Origin of the sequence: Emcibacter nanhaiensis (assembly GCF_006385175.1) — a bacterium.
Classification (GTDB): domain Bacteria; phylum Pseudomonadota; class Alphaproteobacteria; order Sphingomonadales; family Emcibacteraceae; genus Emcibacter; species Emcibacter nanhaiensis.
Map to the genome: position 1 here is coordinate 144,409 of NZ_VFIY01000006.1, position 17,100 is coordinate 161,508.

The following is a 17,100-nucleotide window of genomic DNA, read 5'->3' on the forward strand; positions in this document are numbered from 1 at the left end:
ATGGAGAAAGGGAAGGAACTATGAGCATACAGAAAAATATTAAGTCCTCCAGCCGCAGGGCATTACTGCTGTCCACGGCCGTCAGTGCCGCGGCGGTATTGCCGGCCCCGGCCTATTCCGCGGATATGATGCTGGAAGAGGTCGTCGTGACAGCGCAGAAGCGGGAACAGGGCATCAATGACGTGGGCATCACGGTCAATGCCTTCACCGGTGACATGCTGCAGGAACGCGGCGTCGCCAGCGCCGAGGATATCGCCATCCTGACGCCGGGGCTGACGGTCAATGAAACGGCCGCCACCGGTGTGCCGCTCTATACCATTCGCGGCATCGGCTTCCAGGATTATTCCACCGCGGCGTCCTCGACAGTCGGTCTTTACTTTGACGAAGTGGCGATGCCTTATGCCGTGATGACCCGCGGGCTTCTGTTTGACATGGAACGGGTCGAGGTCCTGAAGGGACCGCAGGGCGATCTTTACGGCCGCAATACGACTGCCGGCCAGATCAACTTTATCAGCAAAAAGCCCACCGAAGAGTTCGGCGCCGGGATGACGGCCGGCTACAGCAGCTTTGAAACCCTGGACCTGGAGGGCCATGTCAATGTGCCTGTGGTTGACCGGATCAATGCCCGCCTGGCCTTTAAGACCACCCAGTCCGGCGAGGGCTGGCAGGAAAGCCTGACCAGGGACGACAAGCTAGGCAAGAAAAATGTCTATGCCGTCCGCGGCCTGGTGGATTTTGAGCTGAGCGACAGCGCCAGCCTGCTGATCAATGTGCACTATACCGACGACCAGTCCGACAACAAGGCCAATACGACCTACGACGGCACGCTCATCGGCCTCGGTGAATTTGCCGCACCCTATCTGCAGTTGTTCCCCTATGTGGTCAGCGGAGACACGCCGCCCTGGTATTCCACTGGCGACAACCGGGCAGCGGACTGGACAAATTCCTACACGGATCCCGATGGCAATAGCTATGATATCCGGCCGAAACGCGACAACCAGCTTTTCGGTACCTCGGCAAAGCTGAACTGGGATATTTCCGATGACATTACGCTGACCTCGATTGTCGGCTATGACAAGTTCGACCGGGTGGAAGCCAACGACTGGGACGGCTCTGCCGCCAATGATTCCAGTAACATCAACACCACGGACCTGGAGGTTTTCTCTGCCGAGGTGCGCCTGACCGGTCAGACCGACAAACTGCTGTGGATTGCCGGCGCCTATTACTCCGAAGACGAGATGGATGAACTCTACAACTATTTCATGTCTGACTCGGTTTACGGCAATGGCGCCGTGCCGTTCGGGGTGTCGCCTTTCATGTTTGCGCCGATCCTGCAGCTGCACACGCGCTATAACCAGAAGACAGACTCCCAGGCTCTGTTTGGTCATGTGGAATATAATTTCACCGACAAGCTGCGCGTGACCGTAGGGGCGCGCTATACGGAAGAGGACCGCAGCTGGTCCGGCTGTACTTTTGATGCCGGTGACGGCTCCCTGGCGGGCTTCCTGAACTTTGCCTTCGGGGCAAACCTCTCCCCGGGGGATTGCGGGACCATTGACGATGATCCGAACTCCCCCAATTATATCTTTGCCGCGGCGGATCCCAATGACGCTTTCCATGTCTATGAGGAAACCATCGAAACCAACAAATGGATGTGGAAATTCGGCCTGGATTATGCTGTCAATGACGACATGCTGCTGTATGCCACCGTATCCCGGGGCTTCAAATCCGGCGGTTTCAACGGGGCGAACTCCAACACAACCCAGCAGTTGAAAGCCTATGGCGCCGAAGAGGTGACCTCTTACGAAGCCGGCCTGAAATCGACCCTGCTGGAAGGGGCCATGCAGCTGAACCTGTCCGGCTTCTATTACGACTATAAAAACAAGCAGGAGCAGGACCGGGCGGTGACGTTCGTCGGTCTGATCAGCGGCCTGACCAATGTACCCAAATCGGAAATTTACGGGGCGGAACTGGACCTGCAGTGGATGCCGGCTGACGGCTGGTATGTCACGTTCGGGGCGGCCTACCTGAAATCCAAAATTCTCGAATGGGAAACAACCGCCGATTCAAGTGCCTGGCCGGTTCGGGTGACGGAGGATTCTTCCGGTCAGGAACTTGCCATGACCCCCAGGTGGCAGTTGAATGCCTCCGTCGAGTATGAATGGCAGCTGTCCACTGACCTGATGATGAAGCTGGGGGGGGATGTCAGCTACAAGGATGACACCACCGGCGGCGTTCAGCCCTCTGACGCGACAGACGCTTATGCCCTGGTCAACCTGCGGGCCAGCCTGACCAGCATACAGGACAACTGGAGCGTGATGGTCTGGAGCAAGAACCTGTTCGACGAATATTATTATCCGGCCGCCTACCAGGGCGGGAATGGTCCCTACGTTCGTAGTGTGGGAATGCCGCGTACCATCGGCGTTTCCATTTCCTACGACTTCTGATTTCTCCCTTGCCTACTGGGCTGCAGCACAAGCTGCAGCCCCTTTTTACAGGAGAGGTATAATGACAATACTCAAACAACATAATCTGGGGCTGATCGGCGGCCTGGTGCTGACGGTCCTATCGGGTTCAACCGCCCTGGCGGGCGAGGCGGCCGACAAGATCTTCTTTAACGGTCATATCTATACCGTGGAGCAGGAACAGCCCTGGGCGGAAGCGGTGGCGATTACAGACGGCAGGTTCGTGGCCGTCGGCACAGACGCTGAAATCAGAAAGCTGGCGGGTAAAAACACCGAAATGGTTGACCTGGAAGGCAGGATGGCGATGCCGGGCCTGAATGACGGGCACAGTCATCCCACCGACGGGGCGATTGCCAATCTGTTCAGCTGCAAGTTTGAATTCACTGCCACACCGGAGGAGATCGCCGAAATCCTTCAGGAGTGCGTCAGGCGCAACCCGGACTCCGACTGGATTGTCGGCGGACGCTGGGACAGCAACTTTTTTGAGAATTACGATATTCCGTCCCCGCGTGAATGGCTGGATCAATATTCCGGCGGCAAGGCGGTCTATTTCAGTGACGATTCCGGTCATAATGGCTGGGCCAACAGCAAGGCCCTGGAACTGGTCGGCATGACCAAGGAGACCCCGGACCCCAAGGGCGGCACCATTGTGCGCGATCCTGCCACCGGCGAACCCAGCGGTGTGCTGCTGGAAGAAGCGCAGATTTTGATGGAGAGCCAGCTTCCCGATTGGTCCGGGAAACAATACCGGGCTGCCGTTATAGAAATGGCGCGGATCGCCAACGGCTACGGCATAACCGGGATCAAGGACGCCAACGCCCGCGAGCCGATCCTCAAGGCCTATCATGATGTTGACCAGGCCGGTGAGCTGAATATTCGCGTGGCGGCGGCCATTTCCACGCCCTACGGCCATCGCGAAGTGCCACTGGACTATGAAAGGATTTCCCGGCTGCAGAAGGAATATGCGTCCGACCGTGTGAATACCTGGTTCGTGAAGCTGTTCGACGACGGGGTACCGACCGTTTCACGTACCGCCGCCATGCTGGAACCCTATATCCACGACGATCATTTTCCGGAAAACTACCGCGGCCAGCTGCACCTCAGTGAAGACGTGATGACGGCGGATGTGGCGGAACTGGAAAAGCGGGGCTTCACGGTCAAAATCCACACCGCCGGCGACCGGTCGGTGCAGACAGCGCTCAATGCCATTGAGCGGGCTCATGAAATCAGCGGACGCTCCGACCTCCGGCATGAGCTCGCCCATTCGGAATTTATCTCCGCGGAGGATCTGCCCCGCTACAAGGCGCTGAATGTGGTGGCTGACCTGTCGCCCTATCTCTGGCATCCATCGCCGATCGTGCAGTCGATCTTCGATGCGGTGGGGGAGGAAAGATCCCGCAAGAACCTGTGGCATATCCGCGATCTCCTCGAGGCCGGGGCGCCGGTGCTGGCCGGGTCCGACTGGCCGGCCGCGGTGCCGTCCATGGACCCCTGGATTGCGATCGAGGCCATGATCACCCGCAAGGACCCTTACGGGAAAACCCCGGGGGTTCTGGGACCGGACCAGGCAATTACCCTGGCACAGGCGCTACATATATTTACGGTCGATGGCGCCAGGGCGCTCAAACTTGAAAAGGTGAGCGGCTCGATTGCGCCCGGTAAATCAGCAGATCTGATCGTCCTGAACCAGAATTTGTTTGAGATTCCGGCGGAGGATATTGCTGAAACCAAAGTGGAAATGGTGGTCCTTGCCGGCAACACGGTATTGAACAGGTAGATCTGTTTTCAGTTGTTATCAGAAGTTTCACTCAAGCGGAAGGAAGTGCGCAAATACTGCGCACTTCTTCTTCTAACTAACCATATCAGTTTGACCTTCCGGTGCCTCTCGGCCGCGCCAATCTCTTCTTTTCCAGTTTTATAAAGGTGCTTCTGTCAGCGCCTGTGAGCGCTTTTGAGCATTTGCCTGAGTTCCGTGCCGAGATAGTCGATAATCATTGAAATGTTGTTGCTAACCGGAAAACCTGCGCGGTGGAGCAGCCAGAGCTCACTGCCCCAGCGGGGTTCCGGTTCCTCGATCCGAACCAGGTTCGGGATCTTATCGGCCAGGAAAGTCCAGAGCCAGGCGGAGCCCATGCCGGCGAGGAACGCCTGTTTCATCTGCGGCCAGTTGTTTACCCGGACGCCGGCCCCATCTTCGGAACTGTTGGCGGCCGTCCATTGACCCGGCAGGGAAATTTCCATTTCATGGCCCCACAGGAGGCGTTTCTCCGGATTTGTTCCCTTGCAGCAATAGCGGGCTTGATGGACGGTGCCAATATGCAGTCCCTCCGTTCTGCGGGGGCGCTTGTCAATCAGGGCGATGGCGAGGTCGGCCTTGCGCTGGGTAATCGCCTCAATCGGGTCAAGTTGTCCCATCACCTCGAGGGAGACTGCCGGATGCCGGCTTTGGAAATGCTCGAACAGTTCCAGAAACTCCACACCGATTGACGCGCTGCTGGCAATGCGAATGGTGGCTTCAGCAACGATATTCTGGCTCACTTCCAGGCGCATTTTATCCATTTCGGCTTCCATGTGACTTGCGGCCTTAAGCAGAAAATTTCCCGCTTTTGTGGGTTCCGGACCGGCGGGCGTATAGCGATAAAGCTCCGCGCCAATGGCCTTTTCCAAGGCAGAGACCCGTCGTCCGACTGTCGTGCGATCAATGCCGAGTTCCTTGGCTGCGGCGGAGTAGGAGCCGGACCTGACAGCCGTCAAAAAAATATATAAATCATTCCAGTTCATTCCGTGCATTATTGCACGGTCACTGTGCAATTCAAGATTTTGTTGGAAAATTGTATGCTTCCCCTTCGTTTATTGGGAAAGAGCAAACAAATTTGTGCATTTGATAAAGGAGGCCTCAACATGGCTAAAACCGAAGACTATGGACTGGGAGAATATGTATTTCCTCGTGGCTGGTTCATGATTGCTCCGGCAGCGGAAGCGACTACCGTCCCGAAGGAAGTGCGCTTCTTTGGCGAGGATATGGTGCTGTATCGCGGCGAGAGTGGGACGCCGCATCTGGTGGAAGCCTATTGCCCCCATATGGGCGCGCATCTGGCGAGGAATACAACTTCCTACGTGGTGCATGACGGCGAACATGTTCAGGGTGAGTCCATCCGCTGTCCGTTTCACGGCTGGCGTTTCGGGCCGGACGGCCAGTGCGATGATATTCCCTATGCGGAAGGATTTATTCCCAAGGCGGCCTGCATCAGGACCTATCCCGTTGTTGAGCGGGCGGGCATTATCTGGATGTGGCATGATCCGGAACAAAAGGAACCTGATTTCCCATTGCCGGGCTTTGGCGGGCACTGGGATGAGCCGGGCTGGGTGCACTGGAAAATTGACCATATGGGGGATCTGAACTCTCATCCCATTGAGATTGTGGATAACATGGCGGATGTGGCCCATTTTATTCCGATCCACGGGTCCAGCAATATCTCCTATTTTGCCAACGAATTTATAGATCACATTGTTCATCAGTATTTCTCTGCCGGTCACCGGACGCTTGTTTCTGAAGAAGATCAGGACCTGACACTGGATACCTGGTATGAAGGCCCGTCAATTCTGCAGTCAGAGATGGCCGGGGACTACCCGTCCTTTATCATGATTGCGCATACTCCCATCGAAGACGGACTGACCAGGGTGTGGCATGGTTTGATGGTGAAGGTGAACGATGGCTCGAAACCAATTACGGAAGAAGATCGGGCAGCAGCACTACAATATCAGGAAGCCAGTCGTCTGGCTTTGGCGCAGGATGTCGAAATCTGGCAGTACAAGCGGGCCTGCACCAGGCCGATGGTGTTGAAGTTTGACGGACCGTTTGCGAGACTGCGGAAATGGTACGGACAGTTCTATAATCAGCGGTCAGAGGCTGGAGAAGTCCACAAAAAGGTCAACGGCCTTGTCGCGACGGTGGACAAACGGAAGAAGGATCAGGTGGCCTGATCACCGGTTTCATTCTGGTCCGTCTTGTTCGGTACGGAACTGATTGGCAAGCACCCGATGGACCGGCGGTTCCCCGCCGCCGGTGACTTCAAGGGAGGCGCCGCTGACATAGGAGGCGGCGCTTGAGGCCAGGAACAGGCAGGCGGAGGCAATGTCTCGCGGTGTTCCGAAGCGTTTTAGCGGCAGGCTGTCGGCGATTCTGTCAATACCGTCCCGGCCTTCGTAATGATCTCCCGCGGCCTCGGTCTGCATCAGGCCTGCGATGATACAATTTACCCTGATTTCAGGTCCCCATTCCTGGGCTAGTGATTGCGTCAGGTTGATCAGTCCCGCCTTTGCTGCGCCATAGGCGGCGGTGCCCGGCGACGGGCGGATGCCGGAGACGCTGGCGATATTGATGATGGAGCCGCCACTGGCGCGCAGGGAGGCATGGGCTTTCTGGCTGAAAATGAGCGGCGCGATCAGATTGAGCCGGATTACCGACTCTGAAAAGCGCGGTGAGGCGCTGGCCGCCTCTACTTCCGGACTACCGCCGGCATTGTTGACCAGGATATCAAGCCGTCCGGTTTCCTCCAAAATATGATCGATGACGGATTGCACCTGTTCCTCGTTGCGGACGTCGGCTTGGACGAACCGGGCGGGCCGGCCATGATATTCCGGCAGGCTGTCCGGGGCTGACCGGCCGCAGACATATACTTCCGCGCCGTCGCGCAGGAAAGCGGCGGCAATTCCCCTGCCGATGCCGCGCGTACCGCCGGTTATGACTACAGTTTTTTTCGCGAATTCCGACATTTGCCTCTTCCCGTTCTGGGTGTTTACATAAAAAGCGTCATTTTCATTACGCAAACAATTTTTCACAAAAGGTTCGATTTGTCCATAAGCGTAAATAAAAAATAAAAATATACGCAAAGTGTCAGTGGGGGCGTGAAATAATAATGATGTCACCGGTTGAGTCGAAAAAAATAGCCAATGGGGAGAGGTCGGGTTATTGTAGGCTCCGAATAATTCCGGTTCTTTTGGGGAGGCGGAAAACAAACAGTAAAAACAGAAGGGTATGCGAGTGACTGCAGATCATTCTCGAATAACACTGGACGGATTGCCCGGTCTGGATGAACTGGATAAGAAAATCGTCATGCTTCTGCGCGAAGACGGTCGCATGTCGGTCCAGGAAATGGCGAGCCGTAGCGGGGCAACTCCTGCCACCATTCGTTCACGCATGACAAAGATGGAGGATGCGGGAATGCTCCGGGTGGTGGCGGTCACGGATTTTGCCGCTGCCGGCTTTGAGCTCCTGCTGGCCATCGGTATCGTGGTCGACAGCCGGCCGGCCCGGGATATTGCCAACGAGCTTGTCCAGTTGGATGATGTCTTTTCTGTAACCCTGACGACAGGGGAATATGACATCGAAATTCTGGTGGCAGCCCGAAACTTCTCCGATCTTTCGGTCTTTCTTCAGGAAAAAGTGGCGGCGATACCTGGGATTGCCAGGTTATCCCCCGGAATGGCGATGGACGTGCTGAAATATCAATCTGAATGGACTCCCGAATTATGAAAAAGCGCGAAATAGACGACGTGGATCGCAAGATCCTGGAACACCTGTCACGGGACGCCAGAATGAGCAATCGGGAAATCGCCTCCCATATCGGGGTGACCGAAGGAACGGTGCGTGGCCGGATCAAGCAGCTGCAGAAAGAGAAAATCATCAAGATCACCGCGGTCATGAGTACGCCGCAGCAGGCCAGCAACTATATCATGGCCTATATGGGAATCCGGGCGGACCTCAATCGACTCAAAGAGGTGGCTGAACAGATTGCCGAGTTCGAATTTGTGCGCTTTGCCGCCACCATGCTCGGCCGATACGATATTCTTGCCTTTGTGGTGGTGTCTTCCGGGAACGAGCTTCTGGACGTGGTCAACGATCAGGTCATGCGGGTCGACGGTGTTCGCCACGTGGAAACCACATTGGCAGTGCAGTCCCTGAAATATGACTATCGTTGGGGTCGGATCGTCGACCGGGAAGATTGAGTCTGATGTGCCAGGGGGAGCACGGCGATGCAAAGGCCTCGCGAAGCACTTACATTATTATTTTGTCGGAAAACGGGCTGAAGCTTTCTGCTTCGGCCCTTTTCCGTTCGCCCGTCTTGCAGCCGGGAGGTCGGGATTTGTCTGCCATGTAATGCCGTTATAAATGGCGGCCTGGGGTGCGTATATAATTGCTAAGTCAACACGAGATTTATCCATTGCGTATTTAATACATATAAATATTACGAAAATACTTGATCATGTGATTTCTATTGTATAGAGTGCGTGATCATAAGGCGGAGAAACCCGACCGGGAGAAGATGATCGGGTCCGCGGAGGTAATTCGGGAGGATATATTGATGAAATATTTCAAGAACAGAGAGCAGGCAGTTCAGTTGATGATGTCGACCATCATCGCTTCAGGGGTTTTTGCCGGTACAGCAATCGGGGCAAAGGCGGCGGAGGATGCCGACGGCGGTTTGGTGCTCGAAGAGATTGTTGTGACCGCGCAGAAACGAGAGCAGAATCTTCAGGAAACGCCGATTTCGCTGGCGGCCTTTGACCGGGATGCCCTGGAAATGCAGTCGATCGAGGATATCAGCGATGTAAGCATGCATACCCCGAACCTGCAGATTGCGCCGTCACCGGGCGGGAATGCCGGCGCCACGGTCGCCATTCGCGGTGCAACGACAGTGAACCCAGCTGTGACCTGGGAGCCGGCCGTGGGGATCTATTTCGACGGTGTCTTTGTGGCCAAGAATGTGGGTGGCTTGTTTGATGTGGCCGAACTGGAGCGGATCGAGGTTCTGCGCGGACCGCAGGGTGCCCTGTATGGGAAAAACACCACAGGCGGCGCGATCAACCTGATCACCCGCAAGCCTTCCGGCGAACTGGGTGGGTTTGTCAAGGGAGGTGCCGGCAACTACGGTTCCTATGAATTCGGAGCCTCTGTTGACCTGCCCAAGATTGCTGACCTGGTAAGTCTCAATATTGCCTATAGCAAAAGGGAACATGACGGCTTCTATACAAATCTGGCCGCAGCATTACCCGGTGCAAACCCGCTGTTAAGGGATGAATTTAATGCATTTGACGCGGAAGCGCTTCGTGTCGCCGCTTTGTTTGAGTTTTCTGAAAGTTTCAGTGCCTATTACACTTTCGACTGGTCCCAGCGGGACAATACCCCCGCTTTCGGGCAGTTTGAACTGGGTGAGCTGAGCCCTACCTACGAAATTCTTGGCCCCGGAGAACTGAAGCGTTTGGATGAGGGGGCTCTCGACGGCACATTGTTTGATACCTCCAAATCCCAGGGACATGCCCTGCACCTGACCTGGGATATCAATGATAACATGACTTTGAAATCCATCACCGGTTACCGCGAGATGCAGTTTCATGACATGAACGACTACGACGGCTTTCCTATTACCGGCTTTCATGCGGAACGCGATGTGGATCATTCCCAGACGTCGCAGGAATTCCAGCTGGTGGGGAATATGGAAAGCCTGAACTATGTGTTGGGTCTGTTCTATTTCAATGAAAAGGCGGATGCCATCAATCCCTATGATTTTGGCTTTGGTATTCCGGTCCGAAACTTCTATGGCGTGGAAAGTAATTCCTACGCCGCCTTCGGTCAGGTGGACTGGGCTATTGACGATCGATGGACATTTACTGTGGGTGCCCGCTACACCAAGGAAGACAAGGACGCCTATATCCGGCATCCGGACGGCTATTATATCTATGCCGATACTTTCGAGTTCGAAGGCAGTGATACATGGAACAATTTCTCGCCGTCAGCAACCATCAGCTACAAGCTGGATGAAGATGTGAATTTCTACGCCAAGGTGGCGCGCGGCTGGAAAGCCGGCGGATTTAACGGTGAGGCTGCTTCTGCCGCCGTCGCCATGGTGCCCTATGACGAAGAGACGCTGACATCCTATGAAATCGGTATGAAGGCCCGCTGGATGGATGGCCGGGTGCAGACCAATATTGCCGGTTTCTATAACAAGGTGAATGACCTGCAGCTGTCCAACTTCCTTGGCGCCTATTCCCAGATCGAGAATGCCGGTGAGGCCTCCGTGAAGGGGATCGAGTTCGAAGGTATTTTCCTGGTCACGGAATCCCTGACAGCTTTCCTGAACTATGGTTACATGAAGGGGGATTACCAGGACTTCTCTGTCGGGGGCGTGCAGCATAAGGATACGGCCAAATTCCCCTATACGCCGAAGAATAAAATCTCCATTGGTCTCGAGCATTCTGTTGACCTGGGTTTCGGGGAGTTGCGCAGCCGGGTGGATTACAGCTGGACAGATGAACAATATTTCTTCCATGAGGAAGCATCCGCTTTACTCACCAAGGCTGAGTCCTATGACCTTCTGAATGCGCGTATCGCGCTTCTCGTGCCACTGGACGACAAACGCAGCGTGGAGCTTAGTGTCTGGGGTAAAAACCTGACGGATACGGAATATCGTCTGCATGGTATTCCGATCACGTCCAACTTCTATGCCATCAACTATTATGGCGATCCCCGGACGTACGGTTTCGGTGCCAAGATCATTTTCTAGAGGGTGACCTCGGGAGTTAAATTCGAAGGCCGGCCAGGTTTCATCGGCCGGCCTTCAGTTTGAGCAGGATGAAAGGAAGGGGAATGTTTCCACAGGGAGTAGCGGTCGTCATTGGCGGCAGTGGCGGCGCGGGACGGGAGATCTGTATCAAGCTGGCACAGGCAGGTACTGATATTCTGTTTACCTACAACAGTAATAAACGGCGGGCGGACGAACTGGCCGCGGAGCTCGCCGGGACCGGTGTGCGGGTAGCGTGTGATCAGCTGGATGTGCGTAATGAAGGGTCGGTTGCGGCTTTTTTTAGCAGGGCATCTGAAGACTTTGGGCGCATCCACACCGTGGTGATGGCCGCGGGGTATAACATTCCGCAGCTGTTGATCGGTGAACTGACCACGGAGCTCTGGCGCGATGTGATCGACCAGGATCTCAATGGATTCTTCAATATATTGCATCATTCGCTGCCGGCGATGCGCCGGGAAGGGGGCTCCTATGTGCATATCAGTTCAGCCGGTCTGTTGAAGTGGCCGGAAAAGGATGTCCTGTCCGTGGCGCCCAAAGCGGCGATCGAATCCCTGATCCAGGGGGTGGCCAAGGAAGAAGGAAAAAACAATATTCGCGCCAACAGCGTGCTGCTGGGCGTGATTGAGACCGGTATTTTCTTACGTCTTCGGGATGAGGGGGTATTTGACCAGGCCTGGACCGATGCCGTGATCAGCGGGCTCGCGCTCAAGCATTTCGGCAAGCCGGAGGATGTTGCCGAAGCGGTGCTGTACCTCGCGTCCGATCGGGCGTCCTATGTCACCGGCCAGACCATTTCGGTGGCCGGCGGATATGGGATCTAGGGGTTAATCTTCCTCGGCTACGGTCAGAGTAAGACCGTCCAGATCGGGGGTCAGGGGGATCTGGCAGGACAGACGGCTGGTCGGGGTGCGATGTTCTGAATCGGCCAGGAGCTCCTGTTCATTCTCATCGGTGAGCGGCAGCTTTGCAAACCACTCAGGGGACAGATGGACATGGCAGGTGGCGCAGCTGCACACCCCGCCGCAAATGGCGTCGATACCCTCGACGGCCGCGTCGCGCAGGGCGTCCATGAGGCTGGCGCCTTCCTGCGCAGACAGGGTGACCTGGCTTCCGTCTCGATTGGTGACATGCAGTTTAATCATGGTTTGTCCCTCGTTTATAAAAAGTGCACTTCAGGTTTGAGTTTGGGAAAAGTTCGCAAAATATATAAACCCGATCCACATCAATACATAATTCGTAAAAATATACAAATAATAATACTAAAATAAATAGATTGCGTGCCGAGGGCGTGTTAAAAGCGGAACCAAAAAGTGAATCTGGAAATAAGAGAAGAGGACATGAATACCATACCATCCATTGTTGTCCGGGCTGCGGAAATATATGGAACGGCTTGCGCATTGGAAGAAGCCGGTCGTGTGCTGACCTTTGCCGACCTTGAGCTGCAGATGGATCGCGCCGCGGCGGCTTTTCTCCGCGCGGGTCTTGAGCCCGGTGACCGGGTGGCGATCTGGGCGCCGAACAGCGGTGACTGGATTATGGCGGCCCTGGGGGTGATGGCTGCCGGCGGCGCCATCGTGCCGCTCAATACCCGGATGAAGGGCGAGGAGGCGGCTTATATCCTGAACAAGAGCCGGGCAAGCTTCCTGGCCACCGTGTCCGGTTTTCTGGATATTGATTATCCGGCGTTGTTGGAAGGCTGCGACCTGCCGCACCTGAAAGAGATTATTCTTTTGGACGGGAAAAGCGACGTGTTGACGGTCACCCCGTGGTCTCAATTCCTGGAGGCAGGGCAGGGAGTTTCCGCGGCTGCGGTCGCGGCTCGCCGTGCGGCGGTGACTGAAGAGGATGTCAGTGACATCATCTTCACTTCCGGTACCACCGGTAAGCCCAAGGGGGTGCCGCTGTCCCATGGTCAGACCGTGACCATGTTTGATGTCTGGTGCGATCATGTGGGCTTGCGGGAAGGGGATCGGTATCTGATCGTCAATCCGTTCTTCCATACCTTCGGCTACAAGGCCGGCTGGCTTGCTTGTTTGCTGCGCGGGGCGACCATTTTGCCCCAGGCGGTGTTTGATGTGCCCGTTATTCTCGAGCGGGTGGCCCGGGAAAAAATCTCAGTCCTGCCCGGCCCGCCCACCCTATATCAGTCCTTGTTGTCTGATCCGGCGCTGGAGACGGCGGATATTTCCAGCCTGCGGCTGGCGGTGACCGGCGCGGCGGTGATTCCTGTCCAGTTGATCGAGGATATCCGCGCCCGTCTTAGTATTGCTACGGTGGTGACGGCCTATGGCCTGACCGAGGCCTGCGGACTGGTGACCATGTGCTATCCCGATGATCCGGTGGAGAAAATCGCCGGCACCTCCGGCCGGCCGGTGGCGGGCGTGGAAGTGCGTCTCGTTGACGATGAGGGGCGGGAGGTGGCCCAGGGCGATCCCGGGGAAATTCTTGTCCGGGGCTATACGGTGATGAAGGGCTATTTCGAGGATGAGGAGGCCACCGCGAGTACCCTGACCGGTGACGGCTGGCTCAGGACCGGCGATATTGGAATTATGGACGAGCAAGGTTATCTGAAAATCACCGACCGAAAAAAAGACATGCTGATTATTGGCGGCTTCAACTGCTATCCGGCCGAGGTGGAGAACATCATGTTGGGGAATCCGGATATTGTCCAGGTGGCGGTGGTCGGCAAGCCGGATCAGCGCATGGGAGAGGTGCCGGTTGCTTTTGTCGTATCGAAGGAAAAAGGCCAGACAGAAGAGGAAATTGTGCGCTGGTGCCGTCTCAATATGGCCAACTACAAGGTGCCGCGGGAGATTCATTTTGTTGACTCCCTGCCTCTTAATGCAGCGGGTAAAGTGCAGAAATTTGCCCTTCGGGAAAGGCTGACTGATGCAACTTGACGATCTCGACCGGCAGATTATTGAGCTTCTGCAGCAGGACGGGCGCCTGACCAGTCAGGATCTTGCCCGTCAGCTCGATGTCACTGCAGTGACTATCCGCAATCGTGTCAAGCGACTGGAAGATGACAACATGATGCGGGTGGTCGCCGTGACCGATTTTTCCGCCGCCGGTTTCGAGGCGTTGATCGCCGTCGGGGTCGAGGTCCAGAACCGAAGTGCCGAAGAGGTGGCGCGAGAGCTTGCCCGCTTCGAACAGGTTTTTTCCGTCAGTCTGGTGTCCGGGACCCAGGATATTGAAATGCTGGTGGTGGCAGAGGATTTTGAGGCGTTGCAGAAATTCATGGGAGAGGAGCTGTCCCGGGTGGCGGGTATCAGTAACCTGAGTCCCGCCCTGGCTCTCGATGTCATGAAATTTCAGTTCAACGCGGCGCCATTGTCATGAGGGATGAGGTGTAATGTCAAAAAAGCTTGATGACCTTGATCAGCAGATCCTGGAATATCTCTCCCGTGATGCGACAATCTCCAATCGCAAACTGGCGACGACTTTGGGGGTCACCGAGGGGACGGTGCGTGGTCGCATCAAACGCCTTCAGGAAGACAAGATGATCCGCATTACTGCGGTGACGGATATTGCCCGGTATGAAAAAACGGTTCTCGCCTATATAGGCGTCCATACGGAACATACCCGGGTTGTGGAGGTCGCCAGACTGCTGGCGGCGCAGCCGGAAATCAGGTTTGTTGCGAGCATGCTCGGCCGCTTCAATATTCTGGCGATGACCAGGATTGAGGAGCCGGAGCAGCTGGTGGACCTGGTCAATAATTCGATTGCCACTATACCCGGGGTCAAGCATGTGGAGACCTCCCTGGGGCTTAAATTCATCAAATATGACTATCGTTGGGGGCGTATCCTGGATAACGATTAAAGCCCTTCGTGCAGTTATAACGACAATAAATTATAAAAATCGTAAAAAAATATAATGAAAAATACGAATATAAGTTTACATGACCCTATGGTTATGACAGTATACGCAAAATAGATGTATAATATTGGTTGTGCGTGAAGGTGATGATGGAACAGGATACAGATCAGGAAAAACTTCGGGAAACAATGGTGGCGAAAGCGCGGGCGATGATACCTGCTTTACAGGAGCGTTCGGCTGCCGCCAATCGGAACCAGACCCTCCCGGCAGATACTATTCAGGAATTTCAGGACGCCGGATTCTTCAAGGTTCTCCAGCCCAGACGCTATGGCGGCTTCGAAATGGATCCGCAGGTGTTCTTTGATATCCAGTTGACCCTGGCGGAAGGTTGTATGTCCAGCGCCTGGGTTTACGGCGTGGTGGCGGTTCATGCCTTCCAGCTGGCACTGTTTGATGACCGGGCACAGCAGGATGTCTGGGGTGAGGATAATTCGACCCTGATGTCGTCTTCCTATCAGCCGGTGGGCAAGGTGGAGCGGGTTGAGGGCGGGTTCCAGCTTTCCGGTCATTGGTCCTTTTCCTCCGGCAGCGAGCATTGCGACTGGGTGCTGCTCGGGGCAATGGTGCCGCCGGAAAAGGAAGGCGAGGCACCGGATATGCGCACCTTCCTGGTGCCGAAAAGCGATTACCGGATTGTCCGCAACTGGGATGTGTTCGGTCTGCAGGGCACCGGCAGTCATGACATTATTGTCGAAGGCGCGTTCGTGCCGGACTATCGCACCCACCGGTCTGCCGACGGCTTTAGCTGCGACAACCCGGGCAACAAGGTCAACACCGGGCCGGTTTACCGGATTCCCTGGGCGCAGATTTTTGTCCGCGCTGTGGCGTCTTCGGCCATTGGCGCCACCCAGGGGGCGCTGAACAGTTTCCTCGAGATCGCCGCGGCGCGCATCTCTTCCAACACCGGTCAGAAAACGGTGGATGATCCCGATGCCCAGCAGGCGGTGGCTGCCGCTATGCGCCGCATCGACGAACTCAAACTGATCCTGTACCGCAATCTGGACCATATGACCGACAAGGTGAAGGCGGGCGAGGAAATCGCCATCGAGGACCGGGTTCGCTTCCGGCTGGATTCCGCCCAGGTGCTGAGCAAATGTATCGAGGTAGTTGATCCGCTCCAGACCCTGTGCGGGGCCCGGGGGATCTTTTTCGGCAAACCGATTGTGCAGTATTTTCTGGACCTGCATGCCGGCCGGTCCCACGTGGCCAACGAGCCGACGCGTTATCTGAATAATCTTGGCGGTATGTATCTCGGCCATCAAAACAGGGACTTCTTTATCTAGGGAGAAGGTAAATGGGAGAGGTAGAAAGGGGCGCTCCGCCGGTGGCCAACAGGGCGGACGTCGGAAACGCTATCGAGCTTCACTATCATGACCTGGGGTCCGGCCCCACCGTGATCTTTATTCACGGCAGCGGACCCGGCGCTTCCGGCTACAGCAATTTCAAGCTCAATTATCCGGAATTTGTTAAAGCCGGATACAGGGTTATTGTGCCTGACCTGATCGGTTATGGCTACAGCAGCAAGCCCACAGACCAGCCCTACAGCCTTGATCTGTTTGCCGATACCCTCAAGGGGCTGATCGATCATCTCGGGATCACGTCCTGTGTGTTGGTCGGCAATTCCCTTGGCGGGGCCATCGCCCTGAAACTGGCGGTGGACTTCCCGGGGCTGGTGAAAGGCATGATCATGATGGCGCCCGGCGGGATCGAGGAACTGCCGGATTATTTCGCCATGCCGGGCATCCAGAAAATGATGAGCGACTTTTCCTCCGGTGCGCTGGATTTTAACGGCATGAAGGGGCTGCTTCAGCTTCTGGTCCATAATCCGAAGCATGTCACTGATGAGCTGGTGGCGGAGCGTCTGGCCATTGTCGAGACCCAGCCCAGGGAAGTGCTGTCCACCATGCAGATACCAAACCGGGCGGACCGGATACCGGGTGTGAAATGCCCGGTTCTCGGTTTCTGGGGCATGGATGACCAATTCTGTCCGGCCAGCGGCGCCCAGCGCTATCTCGACAATTGTGAGACGGTGCGCTTTACCCTGATCAACAAGTGCGGTCACTGGGTGATGGTGGAATATGCCGGCCTGTTTAACCGGGCCTCGGTGGAATTTCTGCAGGAACTGGATCTCGCCTGATATAGTGAGGCGAACAACAATAAAAAGAAGGGG

The 17,100-nt window shown here is 55.7% G+C and carries 15 protein-coding genes; 12 read left to right on the plus strand and 3 right to left on the minus strand.

Going from position 1 to position 17,100, the window contains the following annotated elements:
• Positions 1-20 precede the first annotated feature (20 nt).
• A complete protein-coding gene (locus FIV46_RS08185; protein ID WP_139940321.1) occupies positions 21-2,447 on the plus strand; it encodes a TonB-dependent receptor in 2,427 nt (808 codons plus the stop codon).
• Positions 2,448-2,508: 61 nt separating this feature from the next.
• Positions 2,509-4,242 carry an amidohydrolase gene (locus FIV46_RS08190; RefSeq protein ID WP_181163125.1) on the plus strand — a complete coding sequence of 578 codons (1,734 nt, stop codon included), beginning with the start codon at positions 2,509-2,511 and terminating at the stop codon, positions 4,240-4,242.
• 155 nt (positions 4,243-4,397) lie between these two features.
• Here the strand turns inward: FIV46_RS08190 and FIV46_RS08195 are convergent, their stop codons facing one another.
• Positions 4,398-5,255, minus strand: a complete 858-nt coding sequence (locus tag FIV46_RS08195; RefSeq protein WP_139940324.1) for a LysR family transcriptional regulator — start codon at positions 5,253-5,255, stop codon at positions 4,398-4,400.
• A gap of 111 nt (positions 5,256-5,366) precedes the next feature.
• On the opposite strand from FIV46_RS08195, the gene FIV46_RS08200 reads away from it, so the two are divergent.
• Positions 5,367-6,449 carry an aromatic ring-hydroxylating dioxygenase subunit alpha gene (locus FIV46_RS08200; protein ID WP_139940326.1) on the plus strand — a complete coding sequence of 361 codons (1,083 nt, stop codon included), beginning with the start codon at positions 5,367-5,369 and terminating at the stop codon, positions 6,447-6,449.
• A gap of 9 nt (positions 6,450-6,458) precedes the next feature.
• Here FIV46_RS08200 and FIV46_RS08205 read toward each other — a convergent pair whose 3' ends face one another.
• Positions 6,459-7,241: an SDR family oxidoreductase gene (locus FIV46_RS08205; protein WP_139940328.1), complete on the minus strand. Its 783-nt coding sequence runs from the start codon at positions 7,239-7,241 to the stop codon at positions 6,459-6,461.
• Positions 7,242-7,509: 268 nt separating this feature from the next.
• Between FIV46_RS08205 and FIV46_RS08210 the strand changes: the two genes are divergently transcribed.
• The 4 genes from FIV46_RS08210 to FIV46_RS08225 all read left to right on the plus strand — a co-directional run bounded on the left by FIV46_RS08210 (position 7,510) and on the right by FIV46_RS08225 (position 11,871).
• Positions 7,510-8,001 (plus strand): Lrp/AsnC family transcriptional regulator, encoded by a 492-nt coding sequence (locus tag FIV46_RS08210; RefSeq protein ID WP_181163127.1) that lies wholly within the window; start codon positions 7,510-7,512, stop codon positions 7,999-8,001.
• On the plus strand, positions 7,998-8,474 hold the full coding sequence (locus FIV46_RS08215; RefSeq protein ID WP_181163128.1) for an Lrp/AsnC family transcriptional regulator: 477 nt from the start codon (positions 7,998-8,000) through the stop codon (positions 8,472-8,474). Before FIV46_RS08210 ends, FIV46_RS08215 begins: the two co-directional genes overlap by 4 nt.
• 356 nt (positions 8,475-8,830) lie before the next feature.
• Complete coding sequence (locus tag FIV46_RS08220; protein WP_181163129.1) at positions 8,831-11,029, plus strand: TonB-dependent receptor; 2,199 nt, start codon at positions 8,831-8,833, stop codon at positions 11,027-11,029.
• Positions 11,030-11,112: 83 nt separating this feature from the next.
• On the plus strand, positions 11,113-11,871 hold the full coding sequence (locus tag FIV46_RS08225) for an SDR family NAD(P)-dependent oxidoreductase (RefSeq protein ID WP_219846009.1): 759 nt from the start codon (positions 11,113-11,115) through the stop codon (positions 11,869-11,871).
• Between the two features lie 3 nt (positions 11,872-11,874).
• On the opposite strand, the gene FIV46_RS08230 is transcribed toward FIV46_RS08225, so the two are convergent.
• Complete coding sequence (locus tag FIV46_RS08230) at positions 11,875-12,192, minus strand: 2Fe-2S iron-sulfur cluster-binding protein (protein WP_139940338.1); 318 nt, start codon at positions 12,190-12,192, stop codon at positions 11,875-11,877.
• 195 nt (positions 12,193-12,387) lie between these two features.
• On the opposite strand from FIV46_RS08230, the gene FIV46_RS08235 reads away from it, so the two are divergent.
• The 5 genes from FIV46_RS08235 (at position 12,388) to FIV46_RS08255 (ending at position 17,067) form a co-directional block, all read left to right on the plus strand.
• Entirely contained in the window at positions 12,388-13,950 is a 1,563-nt protein-coding gene (locus tag FIV46_RS08235) for a FadD3 family acyl-CoA ligase (protein WP_139940340.1), read from the plus strand.
• Positions 13,940-14,392 (plus strand): Lrp/AsnC family transcriptional regulator, encoded by a 453-nt coding sequence (locus FIV46_RS08240; protein ID WP_139940342.1) that lies wholly within the window; start codon positions 13,940-13,942, stop codon positions 14,390-14,392. The genes FIV46_RS08235 and FIV46_RS08240 overlap by 11 nt, the downstream gene beginning before the upstream one ends.
• A 13-nt stretch (positions 14,393-14,405) precedes the next feature.
• Complete coding sequence (locus tag FIV46_RS08245) at positions 14,406-14,873, plus strand: Lrp/AsnC family transcriptional regulator (protein ID WP_139940344.1); 468 nt, start codon at positions 14,406-14,408, stop codon at positions 14,871-14,873.
• 146 nt (positions 14,874-15,019) lie between these two features.
• Entirely contained in the window at positions 15,020-16,213 is a 1,194-nt protein-coding gene (locus tag FIV46_RS08250) for an acyl-CoA dehydrogenase family protein (protein WP_139940346.1), read from the plus strand.
• Positions 16,214-16,224: 11 nt separating this feature from the next.
• Complete coding sequence (locus tag FIV46_RS08255) at positions 16,225-17,067, plus strand: alpha/beta fold hydrolase (protein WP_139940348.1); 843 nt, start codon at positions 16,225-16,227, stop codon at positions 17,065-17,067.
• The last annotated feature ends 33 nt before the right edge of the window (positions 17,068-17,100 follow it).

What these genes read in the sequence shown, in the direction of transcription:
- FIV46_RS08235 (WP_139940340.1), top strand. Translation starts at nt 12,388, where the DNA reads ATGAATACCATACCATCCATTGTTGTCCGGGCTGCGGAAATATATGGA.
- FIV46_RS08195 (WP_139940324.1), bottom strand. Translation starts at nt 5,255, where the DNA reads ATGCACGGAATGAACTGGAATGATTTATATATTTTTTTGACGGCTGTC.
- FIV46_RS08255 (WP_139940348.1), top strand. Translation starts at nt 16,225, where the DNA reads ATGGGAGAGGTAGAAAGGGGCGCTCCGCCGGTGGCCAACAGGGCGGAC.
- FIV46_RS08230 (WP_139940338.1), bottom strand. Translation starts at nt 12,192, where the DNA reads ATGATTAAACTGCATGTCACCAATCGAGACGGAAGCCAGGTCACCCTG.
- FIV46_RS08225 (WP_219846009.1), top strand. Translation starts at nt 11,113, where the DNA reads ATGTTTCCACAGGGAGTAGCGGTCGTCATTGGCGGCAGTGGCGGCGCG.
- FIV46_RS08245 (WP_139940344.1), top strand. Translation starts at nt 14,406, where the DNA reads ATGTCAAAAAAGCTTGATGACCTTGATCAGCAGATCCTGGAATATCTC.
- FIV46_RS08205 (WP_139940328.1), bottom strand. Translation starts at nt 7,241, where the DNA reads ATGTCGGAATTCGCGAAAAAAACTGTAGTCATAACCGGCGGTACGCGC.
- FIV46_RS08200 (WP_139940326.1), top strand. Translation starts at nt 5,367, where the DNA reads ATGGCTAAAACCGAAGACTATGGACTGGGAGAATATGTATTTCCTCGT.
- FIV46_RS08250 (WP_139940346.1), top strand. Translation starts at nt 15,020, where the DNA reads ATGGAACAGGATACAGATCAGGAAAAACTTCGGGAAACAATGGTGGCG.
- FIV46_RS08185 (WP_139940321.1), top strand. Translation starts at nt 21, where the DNA reads ATGAGCATACAGAAAAATATTAAGTCCTCCAGCCGCAGGGCATTACTG.
- FIV46_RS08190 (WP_181163125.1), top strand. Translation starts at nt 2,509, where the DNA reads ATGACAATACTCAAACAACATAATCTGGGGCTGATCGGCGGCCTGGTG.
- FIV46_RS08215 (WP_181163128.1), top strand. Translation starts at nt 7,998, where the DNA reads ATGAAAAAGCGCGAAATAGACGACGTGGATCGCAAGATCCTGGAACAC.
- FIV46_RS08240 (WP_139940342.1), top strand. Translation starts at nt 13,940, where the DNA reads ATGCAACTTGACGATCTCGACCGGCAGATTATTGAGCTTCTGCAGCAG.
- FIV46_RS08220 (WP_181163129.1), top strand. Translation starts at nt 8,831, where the DNA reads ATGAAATATTTCAAGAACAGAGAGCAGGCAGTTCAGTTGATGATGTCG.